Source organism: Aeromonas sp. QDB17 (genome assembly GCF_027705305.1).
In the GTDB taxonomy this organism is placed as follows: Bacteria; Pseudomonadota; Gammaproteobacteria; order Enterobacterales; family Aeromonadaceae; genus Aeromonas; species Aeromonas caviae.
On the sequence record NZ_JAPDBP010000016.1, the window covers coordinates 52,519 to 64,411 of the forward strand.

Below are 11,893 nucleotides of genomic sequence, written 5' to 3' on the forward strand. Positions count from 1 at the left end.
TCAAATCAGTTGCGTGCCGGGTTCAAACCAGTCGCGGCGAGAGTTGAGCAGATCCGAAACGGACATGGCCTTCTTGCCGGGAGGTTGCAGGGTCAGCAGGCGCAGCACGCCCTGACCGGTGGCAACCTCGATCCCCTGCTTGTCGGCCTTGAGCAGGGTGCCGGCTGCCTGGCCGTGATCCTGTGCGACGACCTCGGCCTGCCACACCTTGACGGTCTGTCCGGCGACGTCGAACCAGCTGATGGGCCAGGGGTTGAAGGCACGGATGCAGCGCTCGATGGCAACGGCGTCCATCGACCAGTCGATGCGGGCCTCTTCCTTGGAGAGCTTCTCGGCGTAGTTGGCCAGCGCATCGTCCTGGGGCTCGGCGGCGGTGCCGCCGGCAGCCATGGCGTTCAGGGTATCGACCAGTGCCTGCGGGCCCAGACCGGCCAGCTTGTCATAGAGGCTGGCAGAGGTCTCATCACTGGCGATGGGGCAGGTTACCTTGCGGATCATGGCACCGGTGTCCAGCCCCACGTCCATCTGCATGATGGTGACGCCGGTTTCGGCATCCCCCGCCCAGATGGAGCGTTGAATCGGGGCGGCACCGCGCCAGCGCGGCAGCAGGGATCCGTGCACGTTGATGCAACCCAGACGCGGCGTATCGAGCACCGCCTTGGGGAGGATGAGGCCATAAGCCACGACGACCATCAGATCGGCACCCAGAGCGGCCAGTTCGGCCTGCGCCGCTTCATTGCGCAGGGAGGCAGGTTGATAGACCGGCAGATCGTGGGCCAGCGCCAGCTCCTTGACCGGGCTGGCGGTGAGCTTCTGGCCGCGACCGGCGGGCTTGTCCGGCTGGGTATAAACGGCGACGACCTCGTGGCCGGAAGACAACAACGCCGCCAGATGACGGGCGGCGAAGTCGGGGGTACCGGCAAAAATCAGTTTCAGCTTGTTCAATGGAGCGGATCCTCAGAGGGCTTTGCGATCTTCACGGGCCATCTTTTCCAGCTTCTGACGAATGCGCTGGCGCTTGAGCGGGGACAAGTAATCCACAAACAGCTTGCCGACCAGATGATCCATCTCATGTTGTATGCAGATGGCGAGCAGATCGTCCGCTTCCAGCTCGAAGGTGTTGCCGTGGCGATCTTGCGCCCTGACCTTGACCCACTCGGCGCGCGGAACCAGAGCACGGTTGCCGGGCACGGAGAGGCAGCCCTCTTCGATGCCGGTGCTGCCGGACTGTTCCAGGATCTCCGGGTTGATCAACACCAGCTGTTCTTCGCGGTTCTCGGAGACATCGATGACGATGATGCGCTGATGAATGTCGACCTGGGTCGCGGCCAGGCCGATGCCTTCCTCCGCGTACATGGTTTCGAACATATCATCTACAATGTGTTGTAACTCGGGTGTAAAGGCTTCGACAGGGGCCGCGACTGTGCGCAGACGCTCATCGGGGAAACGCAATACATCTAGAATGGCCATAATTTTTTCTTTAGTTTCATATAAACGCAGTCAATATTGACGTAATTCTAGTCATTTACGCCGACAAAAAACAGCAACACTTTGCGTGCAGAAGTAACAGGGAGTGTTATGTATCTGAAGCAAATCGTCGTCGCCTGCCTGGCGACAGCCCTGGCCGGTGGCGCCATGGCACAGCAGTTGACGCTCAAATCCGGTTACCCCGAGACTTATGTGGTGCAAAAAGGGGACACCCTCTGGGATATCTCGGGCCAGTATCTGGCCGAACCCTGGCTCTGGCCACGCCTCTGGAACATCAATCCGCAGATCGCCAATCCCCACTGGATCTATCCCGGTGACGTGCTGCACCTGAGCTGGGTCAATGGTGAGCCTCGGCTCGGCAAAGCCAGTCAGGGGGGCAAGCAGGTCATCCGTCTCTCGCCCAAGAACCGCTATGAAAACAAGGCCAATCCCATACCGACCCTTCCTCTGAGTGAGATAGCGCCCTTCCTGCAGACCGACCACATTCTGGCCAACAGCCAGCAGAGCAAGGACCTGCCCTATGTGCTCGGCAACAATGACAAGCATGTCGGGATGCTGGAGGGTGACATTCTCTATGTGAAAGGAGCCCTGAACCCGGGCCAGAGTTATGGCCTCTATCGTCCGGGAGTGGCATACAAGGACAAGCATACCGGTGAGTCGCTCGGTCAGGAGGCGATTTTTGTCGGCACGGTGCGGGCAGAGGAGTACCTTGCCCACGACACCACCAAAGTGACGCTGACCCATAACCGGCGTGAGGTGTATCAGGGCGACAAGGTGATGCCGCTGCCGTCGCAGGAGAGCATCTCTGCCGTGTTCATGCCAAAGGCGGCACCTTCCATTTCCCCCGGCTATGTGATCGAGCTGCCGAGCAAGGTTCATGGTGGGGGCAAGTTTGATGTGGTACTCATCAACAAGGGGGAGCGTGATCAGGTGGCCCCGGGCGATGTGCTCGAGATCCTGCGCCCGGGAGCCGAGATGGTAGACAAGAATGGCAAGGTGTCATATCGGGAACATTCATCCGTCTATGACAAGGCGTTCTATTCTGCCGGCAAGTCATCGCTGCCTGCCGAGGCCGTTGCCAGAGTCATGTTGTTCAAGGTCTACGACAAATTGAGTTACGGTCTTATCCTGCAGAGTCAGGATCTGGTCGGCTCTGGTTATCAGGTCAGTAATTTCTGACGTGTCCTTGCCACTGGAGCGGTTGTCGCTATGGCTGACGCTGGATGCCGTTACAGGCATAGGCCCGGTCACCGCCGCTCGCCTGCTGGCTCATGTGGGTGGTGACATCACAACTCTGTTTGACTCAGACGATGGCGCCCTGCGAGTTCTTGGTCTGCAGAGTGCCCAGATTCAGCAGATGAGATGGCCTCTTCCTGTCGTGGAGCAGGGATTGAGCTGGGCCGCCGAGCCCGGCAATCACCTCCTCTGTCCCGATGACCCCGCATATCCTGCCCTGCTCAAAGAGATCCCCGGCGCCCCGCTCTTGCTCTACTGCCGCGGGAACGTCTCATCCCTCTCCCTGCCACAGTTGGCGATGGTGGGTACCCGCCACCCCACCTATGCCGGCAAAGACAATGCGACACGCTTGTGTGCCGAGTTGGTGGGCTGTGGTCTGGCGATCACCTCCGGCCTCGCGTTGGGCATCGATGGCGTCTGCCATCAGCAGGCGCTGGCATCGGGCGGAATCACCCTGGCGGTGCTGGGATCCGGTCTGGATTGTCTCTACCCCAAGCGTCATCAGGGGTTGGCGATGCAAATCCTCGAGCAGGAAGGTCTGCTTGTTTCCGAGTTGGCGCCCCAGCAAGGCCCCCTGGCTGAACACTTCCCTCGCCGCAACCGTATCATCAGTGGCCTGTCGCTGGGGACACTGGTGGTGGAAGCGGCAGAACAGAGTGGTTCGCTCATCACGGCCCGTTATGCGCTGGAGCAGGGCCGCGAGGTCTTTGCCGTTCCCGGCGCTCCGCAAAATGCACAGGCAGCAGGGTGCAACCGTCTGCTTCAACAGGGTGCCAAGCTGGTCTTGAATGCCGCCGATATCCTGGAAGAGTTTCCAAGGCTGGTCTTGCCCCCTGGACCCGCCAACGGTTCTTCCGAGGCGCAGCATAATAGCGAATTGCCTTATGCCGATTTGTTGGATAACGTAGATTATGAGACCACGAGCGTGGATACCGTTGCCGAACGGGCCCGGCTTCCTGTCGATGTCGTACTGGGCAGGTTGGTAGAGCTGGAGCTGGTTGGTGCAGTGATGGCGGTAGCCGGTGGATACGTCAGAGCGAGGAGGGCGAATCATGTTTGATGTATTGATGTACCTTTTCGAGACCTACATCCACAGCGATGCAGATGTGATGGTCGAGCAGGATGAACTCACCGACGAACTGAGCCGGGCCGGTTTCGACAAGGACGAGATCGAGAAAGCGCTCAACTGGCTGGAGCGACTGGCCAACCTGCACGACAGCGAGCGGGAAGTCTATGTCACCGCAAGCCAGCAGGGCTCTATGCGGATCTATGCGCCGCAGGAGCTTGTTCGCCTCAGTACTGAATGTCGCGGTTTCCTGCTGTTCCTGGAGCAGGCGCAAGTGCTGAATGCCGAAACCCGTGAAATCTGCATCGAACGGTTGCTCGAGCTGGACAAGCCGGACATCGAGCTGGACGATCTGAAGTGGGTCGTCATGATGGTGCTGTTCAATGTGCCAGGCAGCGAAAACGCCTACCAGCAGATGGAAGAGCTGGTGTTTGACGAGTCGGACGGCGTCATCCACTGACAGCCCGGTGCCGCGCTGGTAGAATTCAGGCCATCTGGATTTCAAGGCGCGGCCCATGTCAAAGATCGATCACCACCTCTTCTCTGCCCACGAACATGCCTTCGAGCGCGAGCCGTGCCCGCAATGTGGTGCTGAACTGGTGATCCGCCAGGGCAAACACGGTCCCTTCCTTGGTTGTTCAGCCTATCCCGCTTGCGATTACATTCGCTCCCTCACCCCCTCTGGCCGCGATATAGAGAAAGTGCTCGAGGGGTCGTCCTGTCCGGATTGTGGCCATCCACTTGCCATCAAGAAGGGTCGTTACGGTCTGTTTGTGGGATGTACCCAGTACCCGGCCTGTCAGCATATCGAATCCCTTCAGGAGAGTGACGATACCCAAATCCTCTGCCCGGAGTGTGGCAAAGGTCATCTGGTGAGCCGCACATCCCGTTATGGCAAACAGTTCTACTCGTGTGACGCCTATCCTCACTGCAAGTATGTGGTGAATGACAAGCCGGTTCCCATACCCTGTCCCGAGTGTGGCTGGGGCATCATGGTCGAGAAGAAGGTGCGGGGAAACCTGCGCTGGGTCTGCCCGCAAAAGAAATGCTCCCACCAGATTGAGCGGGTATAATCTCGCCGCCCGTGATCAGGCAGGCGGATTGCTGGTCAGCGTGAGGTTGTGAGCCGATGCGCATCGCCCAAGTCGCCCTGCTCCTGATCGCCATCTCAAGCTCCCTGCGGTTGTTCGGTTCACTGATGCACTCAAGCGTCTGAGCAGAAATGCATGACTGAAGAGGAGCAGGGATATAGCCCATATCGCAGCAGTGATGGCCCCGATGCCGTCATGTCGGTTCAACAGACAATCCAGTGATGAGAGGCGGCAGCGTGGCTGTCGCATGTGCTTATGCCAAATGAATTTGAACAAGCGGTTGCCGCCCTTCAAGGAGAAGGGGTTATCGCCTATGCCACCGAAGCCGTGTTTGGTCTGGGGTGTGATCCTGATTCCGAAGCCGCCGTGCAGCGGCTGCTGGCCATCAAGCAGCGGCCGGTGGAGAAGGGATTGATCCTGATCGCGGCAGATCTGGCGCAATTGCAGGACTACATCGACCTGAGCCAGCTCAGCGATGAGCAGCTTGCTCGCGTGCAGGCGAGCTGGCCTGGTCCCTTCACCTGGATCATGCCCGCTCGCGCGACGACACCGTCCTGGTTGACCGGTCAGTTCGATACTCTGGCGGTGCGGGTCACAGGCCATCCCCAGGTGCAAGGGCTTTGCCGAGCATTTGGCAAACCGCTGGTGTCCACCAGTGCCAATCTCACCGGTGAGGAACCTGCTCGCCGGGTGGCTGACATTGGCGATCTGCTGGCAAGCCAGCTGGCTTACATTCTGCCCGGCGAAGTCGGGGGACAAGCCAACCCGTCCGAAATCAAGGACGCCCGTACCGGGGCCATCATTCGCCCATCCTGAGTTGGGCACGGCCCTGTTTCATGCAGGTTGTGCGATGAGGTCATGACAATACGAGAAGTGCAGGCAGTGCATGCATGATGCCTGTCTGACAGGAGATAAAATGAGCAAACCGGATGTGGCCCAGGTAAAAGCCTTCCTGCTGCAATTGCAGGATGATATCTGCCGTGGCCTGGAGCAGGCCGATGGATGCGGGCGCTTTGTGGAAGATGCCTGGAGTCGCGAAGGTGGTGGTGGCGGTATTACACGGGTGCTGCGTCAGGGGGCGGTGATCGAGCAAGGTGGGGTCAACTTCTCCCATGTCTATGGCGATGCCATGCCGGCATCCGCGACCGCACATCGTCCCGAACTGGCTGGCCGCAGGTTTGAGGCCATGGGGGTATCGCTGGTGATCCACCCGCATAATCCCTATGTACCGACCAGCCATGCGAATGTGCGGTTCTTCATCGCCGAGAAAGAGGGGGAGGAGCCGATCTGGTGGTTTGGTGGCGGCTTCGACCTGACGCCCTTCTATCCGTTCGAAGAGGACGTGAGGCATTGGCACCAGGTCTCCCATGAGCTCTGTCAGCCGTTCGGCACCGACATTTATCCCGAGTTCAAATCCTGGTGCGATCGTTACTTCTTCCTCAAGCATCGGGGCGAGACGCGCGGGGTGGGTGGTCTTTTCTTCGATGACCTGAACCGTTGGCCCTTTGCCGACTGCTTTGCCTTCATGCGTGCAGTGGGTGAGGGTTACCTCGCGGCCTACTTGCCGATTGTCGAGCGACGCAAGGAGCTTGCTTATGGGGAGCGGGAACGGGCGTTCCAGCTTTATCGCCGTGGCCGCTACGTGGAGTTCAATCTGGTCTACGACCGCGGGACCCTGTTCGGACTGCAGACGGGGGGGCGTACCGAATCCATCCTGATGTCGATGCCGCCGCTGGCGCGCTGGGAGTACGACTGGCAGCCGGAGGCTGGCAGCCCGGAGGCATTGCTCTACAGCGACTACCTCAAACCGCGCGAGTGGTTGTGACCAGAGGGGCCATGATGGCCCCTTCTTATTGGCCGATATTCGGCTTGTTCCTTCATGAGAAAACCCGTTAAATCGGGATATTGCCCTCAAAAGGAACGCCTTGATGGATCGTTATCTGGTTTTTGGCCACCCCGTGCGCCACAGCAAATCTCCCTTCATTCATACCCTGTTTGCCAGGCAGACCCAGCAAGAGCTGGAGTATGGTCTGGCAGAACCTGCTGTCGATGAGTTTGCCAGCGCTCTGAACCACTTCTTCGCCGAAGGAGGGAAGGGGTGCAACGTGACCGTGCCTTTCAAGGAGCAAGCCTTCGTGCTGGTGGAGCGGCTGAGCCCCAGGGCCAAGCGGGCGGGAGCGGTCAACACCATCAAACTGACTAATGATGGCGTGCTGCTGGGTGACAATACCGACGGCGCCGGGCTGGTCGCCGATCTCAAGGCTCACGGAGTGAACCTTGCCGGTAGCAGGATCCTGCTTCTGGGTGCTGGTGGCGCAGCTCGTGGCGCCCTGGCCCCCCTGCTGGCGGAAGCGCCGGGCGAGATTGTCGTGGTCAACCGTACCCATGCCAAGGCGGAACAGCTGGCTGTGGAGTTCAAGGATCTGGGCAGCATCACGGCTCAATCCTATGAACAGCTGGTGGGGCCGTTCGATCTCATCATCAATTCCACCTCAGCCAGTCTGCAAGGTGAGTTGCCACCTTTGGCGCCAACCCTCATCCACCCGGACATCGCGATCTACGACATGATGTATGGCGCAACGGACACAGCCTTCATCGGCTGGGCCAAACAACATGGCGCGCGCCATACCATGGATGGATTGGGCATGCTGGTCGAGCAGGCTGCTGAGGCCTTTACGGTATGGCGAGGGATCCGGCCCGGCACCAAGCAGGTATTGAGAGAGTTGCAGCGCAATCTGGGCGTCGTGTGAACCAGCTTGTACGCTCTATTGGGCTGTTGGCAGATCTGCAGATCTGATGTAGAGATTCTGCATCTCTGGATAAGGGCTCCCTCGTGATGCGGCACGGCGCGTGTGATGTGAAACGGTCGTTCTGCGGTGGGGGTGTGGCAGAACAGGTGCCATTTTTATAAAACCATTGCGTAACAATAAGTTACTTTTACTTTGCCGTCACTCGCAGAATTTTTTTGAGTTTTTTCTCAAAGCAGCGGAACTTCTGTAACGGACTGCTGACTAACTGGATAGTTGAGGAAGTGCTAGCTAGTCACCTTTATAACTCCCCGGTATTCGTACTGGGGATTTTTTTATCTGCATGAAAATTATGAATATTTTTTCTTTTCCCTACCCTTGAAACTAAATTACATAAATTACTTTCACTTTCTGCTGCTTTGCTGTACAGTTGTCGGCGTAGGGTACAGAGGTAAGATGTTCTATCTTTCAGACCTTTTATTTCACGTAATTGAATGTGGCTGAATAGCAGCCCCGATGAGTCATCGTCGGGGCGTTTTTTTATGAGTAACGTTTAGAGTAAATGCTTTAATTGTTGCCGTTCTTTGTTAGAATGAAGGCGTTTCTTGAGGAAAACCAATCGTCTTTGTTCTCGAGAACTCGCTTTTTCCCAAATTTTTGAACTCATTTCTTCAGGCCGGTTTGCAATGGCAAGACCGGCCTCATTTTTATCCCTATATTGCCTCATCGTGTAATTAAATTTCAGTTTCGTTTGTTACAGCCTTCAATTCTGATTTTTTACTCGATATCCATGAAAACGGTATCAGGTTGATGATTAGTTAATTCTTTTCGCGTCTAAACATGCTATCAGTATGATTTAAATATATTTTTTGAGGTTTTTCTTCAGAGGTGGCGAAGGCGGGGAGGGAGGGCTCGGAGATGGGGGGATCATGAAAGCCTTTCAATCAGCGGAGGTCCAACTCCGCCAATTGCAGCCAGGGAGAGGAGTCGTTTACTCCTCGTTCTGATTATCTTCGTCGTCTACTTGGGCGTTGTCTGCTTCGGACAGGTACCAGCCGCTCAGGGTCTGGGCCAGCTTCTCGACGCCGATATTGGTCAGAGAAGAGAATGCTTCAACCTGGATCTGCGGGCCCAGTTCTGCCACCGCCTGACGAACCTTGATCACCTGGTTGTTGCGGGGCCCCGGGCTTAACTTGTCCGCCTTGGTCAGCAACAGCATCACCGGCAGTTCACGGTGTGAACTCCATTCCAGCATGTTCATGTCGGTTTCCTTGAGCGGATGGCGGATGTCCATCAGGATCACCAGCCCTTTCAGGGACTCCCGTCGTTGCAGGTATTCAGCCAGTGACTTTTGCCACTTGAGCTTCATTTCCAGCGGAACCTGGGCATATCCATAGCCAGGCAAGTCAACCAGGCGTTTGCCCGGTTCCAGCTCAAACAGGTTGATCAGCTGAGTACGGCCAGGGGTCTTACTGGTACGCGCCAGGTTCTTGTGTTTGGTCAAGGTATTCAATGCAGACGATTTGCCAGCGTTGGAACGACCGGCAAACGCAATCTCGACACCCCCATCATTTGGCAGGTGGCGGATGTCGGGTGCGCTGGTCACAAAATGCACCTTATTGAAATTCAGAGTTTGTGTATCCAACGTAAATTCCCCATAGAGATAGAGGGTTATAGAGTTACTTTTTTGTGAAATAGTGTAAAATGGCGTCGCTTGAACGCGTTTATTTTAACATGCCTTCAGCGGCATGGGATCTGGAAGCCTAATAACGAGAAAGTTGGAACGCCATGAAGAACCTAGTCATTACACTTGCTCTGATGGTTGGCGTAACTGGGATGGCACAAGCCAAGGGCGATGCCGCTGCGGGACAAACCAAGGCTGCCGTCTGTGCGGCCTGTCATGGACCGGACGGCAACAGCCCAGTCGACATGTATCCCAAGATTGCTGGTCAGCACGCATCATATATCAAAAAACAATTAGTTGAACTGAAGGCTGCAGCTTCTGGCCAAACTGGTCGGGTTGCGCCCGTCATGGGACCCATGGCGTTGCCGTTGTCCGAGCAGGATATGGACGATCTTGCCGCTTATTTCTCCAGCCAGAAGGTGACGCCGGTTGCCGTGCCCGATGATGTGGTTGCCACAGGCAAGGCGCTTTATATGGGGGGAGACATGGAGCGAGGCCTGGCCGCCTGTACCGCCTGTCATGGCCCACGGGGTTCCGGCGTCGAGCAAGCGAAGTACCCCAGCCTGTCAGGGCAGCATCCCGCCTATATCAAGGCCCAGCTCACCGCTTTTCGTTCGGCGACCCGCGACAACGATCCCAATGGCATGATGCGGGATGTGGCCAAGAAGCTGACGGATCAGGACATCGAGGCGCTCTCCAAGTATGTGGCGGGGCTTCACTGATGTAGCCTGTTAGTTATCTTGTTGAAAAGAACAGGGAACCATTGTGTTCCCTGTTCTTTTTTGAGGTTGTAGCAATCGCCCGTAAACAGCCTGCGTTGCTGTAAGAGATCTTCTATATACGGGGCTGGTCGTGTCTGAAAGATTGCTCACGTATATTTTTTTATATTTTATTTTTCAATGAATTAAGAAATAGAACATCACTTTGTACCAGTTCGAAATGTGCTTTGGTTGATTGAGTCATCCGGCGAAGAAGTTACAGTAGGCAGCAAGGATTGGCCGGAGAGAGGGTGCAAGACCCGTCTTCGGTTTGACAGGATGTCGGCTCGGAGCATGCGATGAGCAATAGATGCAAAAAGCCAGGATGGTGACCGCCAGGGATGAGCGGGGCTGCGGGAGGCAACCACCCCGATGGGAGGCAGGATGTCGCCGGTTTGGGTTAGACAAACAAACACACGCACACTCAGGACTGGTCAATAAGGATCAGGATGATCCAACGAAATGATGCGCCGTGGTTCGCCCAGGGATAAGGCGATTGGCTACCAGGGAATGGAACTCGCATGATGGAAAAAGGCAGCTTCGGCTGCCTTTTTTCTATTGGGTCATTAACCCGCCAAGACATTCTGTGTCAAAATACCAGCAACATGCCCAGAGGATGCCGATCCTGCGGTGTTCAGCGACCCAACGTGGTCGAATTGGTGCGGGATCCCACTCTTGTTCCATATTTACTGTTCCCCGCTTCAGCATCCTCCCCGGACGACACGCTCCGGGGGGTTCCATTCAGTTATTTGTCGGAGTCATTCATGTCGGCCAAACAACCCAACCGCAAGCCTACCGGCAAGCGCAAAGAATCAGATGCCAGTGCTCAGGAAGGTCGTGAGCGCAAGCGCGCCGCCAAGCGCAAGGGCCTGAAGGCGGGCTCCCGCCAACAGGTCGAGCAGGCGGGCAAAAAGAGCGGCTCCAAGCAGGCCAAGGATCCACGCATCGGCTCTCGCAAGCCCATCGCGCTGATTGCCGACGAGAAGGGCAGCAAGCCGGTGGCGACCAAGCCTGCGAAAGAGAAGCGGGTGGTGATGACCCCCGAGCAGGAGCTGGCGTCCATCGAGAATGATGATCGCCTCAATGCCTTGCTGGATCGTCTGGATGCCGGTGAAACCCTGGAGGCCGCAGAGCAGGCATGGGTCGATCAGCGGGTTGACCGTTATCAGGAGCTGATGGACGAGCTCGGCATCATCGACAACGACGATGACGAAGATGGCGACATGGATTTTGATGATGCCGATTTTGATGAGCCGAGTCAGCCTGCCTCCGAAGAGGAGCTGTGGGAGCGTTTCTCTCAGGCGGACTACCAGCCTGAAGCCAAACCCGAGCCGAAGAAAAAGTGATGAGTGGATGGATGCTGGCCGCCCTGTTGGGTGGCCTGATTTTGCTGGGGCTTGCCGTCTATGCCGGCACCCTGATGGCGCGTCTCAAACGCCAGCAAGAGATGCAGCAGCACGCCATTGCGGCCCGCAACGAGCGGATTCTGGAGAGTGTCAGGGTGATCGCCCACGCGGTACGAGATGGTCAGTGCGACTACTCAGAAGGCGCCATCCGGCTGACCAATCTGCTGGATGCCTTGCAAATAAAGGGGGGCCGCGCCTTTGCCACCGAGTTCCCGGGGCTCTACGGCCTCTATGAGAAGGTGAAGGAGATGCCGACCCATGAGGCGAGGCGGGCACTCAAGCGCAATGAAGTGATGAAGATGGATCTCGAACGCAGCGGCTACGAGGCCGAGCTGGAGGCGCAGATCCTTGAGGATGTCGCCAGACTGAAGGATTTTCAGTTAAGCCGGTGAGCCCATGACAAAGACAGAGGAAGCA

13 protein-coding genes are annotated in these 11,893 nt (G+C 57.0%); 10 read left to right on the forward strand and 3 right to left on the reverse strand.

Translation table 11 applies throughout. The features are described from left to right. Complete coding sequence (gene fmt / locus OKC41_RS14180) at window positions 1-945, reverse strand: methionyl-tRNA formyltransferase (RefSeq protein WP_201895195.1); 945 nt, start codon at window positions 943-945, stop codon at window positions 1-3. Between the two features lie 12 nt (window positions 946-957). After that, entirely contained in the window at window positions 958-1,470 is a 513-nt protein-coding gene (def, locus tag OKC41_RS14185) for a peptide deformylase (protein WP_201895194.1), read from the reverse strand. A 108-nt stretch (window positions 1,471-1,578) separates the two neighbouring features. Between def and OKC41_RS14190 the strand changes: the two genes are divergently transcribed. The 7 genes from OKC41_RS14190 (at window position 1,579) to aroE (ending at window position 7,631) form a co-directional block, all read left to right on the forward strand. After that, window positions 1,579-2,667, forward strand: a complete 1,089-nt coding sequence (locus OKC41_RS14190) for a LysM peptidoglycan-binding domain-containing protein (protein ID WP_042864603.1) — start codon at window positions 1,579-1,581, stop codon at window positions 2,665-2,667. Window position 2,668: 1 nt separating this feature from the next. Beyond that, complete coding sequence (gene dprA / locus OKC41_RS14195) at window positions 2,669-3,784, forward strand: DNA-processing protein DprA (RefSeq protein ID WP_134996691.1); 1,116 nt, start codon at window positions 2,669-2,671, stop codon at window positions 3,782-3,784. Next, complete coding sequence (locus OKC41_RS14200) at window positions 3,777-4,250, forward strand: DUF494 family protein (RefSeq protein ID WP_010672510.1); 474 nt, start codon at window positions 3,777-3,779, stop codon at window positions 4,248-4,250. The genes dprA and OKC41_RS14200 overlap by 8 nt, the downstream gene beginning before the upstream one ends. Before the next feature lie 55 nt (window positions 4,251-4,305). Continuing rightward, on the forward strand, window positions 4,306-4,863 hold the full coding sequence (locus OKC41_RS14205; protein ID WP_080769941.1) for a type I DNA topoisomerase: 558 nt from the start codon (window positions 4,306-4,308) through the stop codon (window positions 4,861-4,863). Between the two features lie 273 nt (window positions 4,864-5,136). Then, the gene (locus OKC41_RS14210; RefSeq protein WP_010672514.1) at window positions 5,137-5,697 is read left to right on the forward strand and encodes a Sua5/YciO/YrdC/YwlC family protein; all 561 of its coding nucleotides are present in this window, start codon (window positions 5,137-5,139) and stop codon (window positions 5,695-5,697) included. Window positions 5,698-5,797: 100 nt separating this feature from the next. After that, the gene (hemF, locus tag OKC41_RS14215; protein WP_139736788.1) at window positions 5,798-6,706 is read left to right on the forward strand and encodes an oxygen-dependent coproporphyrinogen oxidase; all 909 of its coding nucleotides are present in this window, start codon (window positions 5,798-5,800) and stop codon (window positions 6,704-6,706) included. Window positions 6,707-6,809: 103 nt separating this feature from the next. After that, on the forward strand, window positions 6,810-7,631 hold the full coding sequence (gene aroE / locus OKC41_RS14220) for a shikimate dehydrogenase (protein ID WP_201895193.1): 822 nt from the start codon (window positions 6,810-6,812) through the stop codon (window positions 7,629-7,631). Between the two features lie 988 nt (window positions 7,632-8,619). Here aroE and yihA read toward each other — a convergent pair. Beyond that, window positions 8,620-9,273, reverse strand: a complete 654-nt coding sequence (yihA, locus tag OKC41_RS14225; RefSeq protein WP_042015244.1) for a ribosome biogenesis GTP-binding protein YihA/YsxC — start codon at window positions 9,271-9,273, stop codon at window positions 8,620-8,622. A gap of 143 nt (window positions 9,274-9,416) precedes the next feature. On the opposite strand from yihA, the gene OKC41_RS14230 reads away from it, so the two are divergent. From OKC41_RS14230 to OKC41_RS14240, 3 genes are all read left to right on the forward strand, one after another. After that, the gene (locus OKC41_RS14230; protein ID WP_270672110.1) at window positions 9,417-10,034 is read left to right on the forward strand and encodes a cytochrome c; all 618 of its coding nucleotides are present in this window, start codon (window positions 9,417-9,419) and stop codon (window positions 10,032-10,034) included. Window positions 10,035-10,834: 800 nt separating this feature from the next. Further along, window positions 10,835-11,416, forward strand: a complete 582-nt coding sequence (yihI, locus tag OKC41_RS14235; protein WP_039039515.1) for a Der GTPase-activating protein YihI — start codon at window positions 10,835-10,837, stop codon at window positions 11,414-11,416. Between the two features lie 11 nt (window positions 11,417-11,427). Continuing rightward, complete coding sequence (locus OKC41_RS14240; protein WP_039039514.1) at window positions 11,428-11,868, forward strand: DUF2489 domain-containing protein; 441 nt, start codon at window positions 11,428-11,430, stop codon at window positions 11,866-11,868. The last annotated feature ends 25 nt before the right edge of the window (window positions 11,869-11,893 follow it).

Excerpts from the sequence above, each read along its gene's own strand:
- def (WP_201895194.1), bottom strand. The coding sequence starts at position 1,470 with ATGGCCATTCTAGATGTATTGCGTTTCCCCGATGAGCGTCTGCGCACA.
- OKC41_RS14190 (WP_042864603.1), top strand. The coding sequence starts at position 1,579 with ATGTATCTGAAGCAAATCGTCGTCGCCTGCCTGGCGACAGCCCTGGCC.
- OKC41_RS14200 (WP_010672510.1), top strand. The coding sequence starts at position 3,777 with ATGTTTGATGTATTGATGTACCTTTTCGAGACCTACATCCACAGCGAT.
- OKC41_RS14205 (WP_080769941.1), top strand. The coding sequence starts at position 4,306 with ATGTCAAAGATCGATCACCACCTCTTCTCTGCCCACGAACATGCCTTC.
- OKC41_RS14210 (WP_010672514.1), top strand. The coding sequence starts at position 5,137 with ATGCCAAATGAATTTGAACAAGCGGTTGCCGCCCTTCAAGGAGAAGGG.
- hemF (WP_139736788.1), top strand. The coding sequence starts at position 5,798 with ATGAGCAAACCGGATGTGGCCCAGGTAAAAGCCTTCCTGCTGCAATTG.
- aroE (WP_201895193.1), top strand. The coding sequence starts at position 6,810 with ATGGATCGTTATCTGGTTTTTGGCCACCCCGTGCGCCACAGCAAATCT.
- OKC41_RS14230 (WP_270672110.1), top strand. The coding sequence starts at position 9,417 with ATGAAGAACCTAGTCATTACACTTGCTCTGATGGTTGGCGTAACTGGG.
- yihI (WP_039039515.1), top strand. The coding sequence starts at position 10,835 with ATGTCGGCCAAACAACCCAACCGCAAGCCTACCGGCAAGCGCAAAGAA.
- OKC41_RS14240 (WP_039039514.1), top strand. The coding sequence starts at position 11,428 with ATGCTGGCCGCCCTGTTGGGTGGCCTGATTTTGCTGGGGCTTGCCGTC.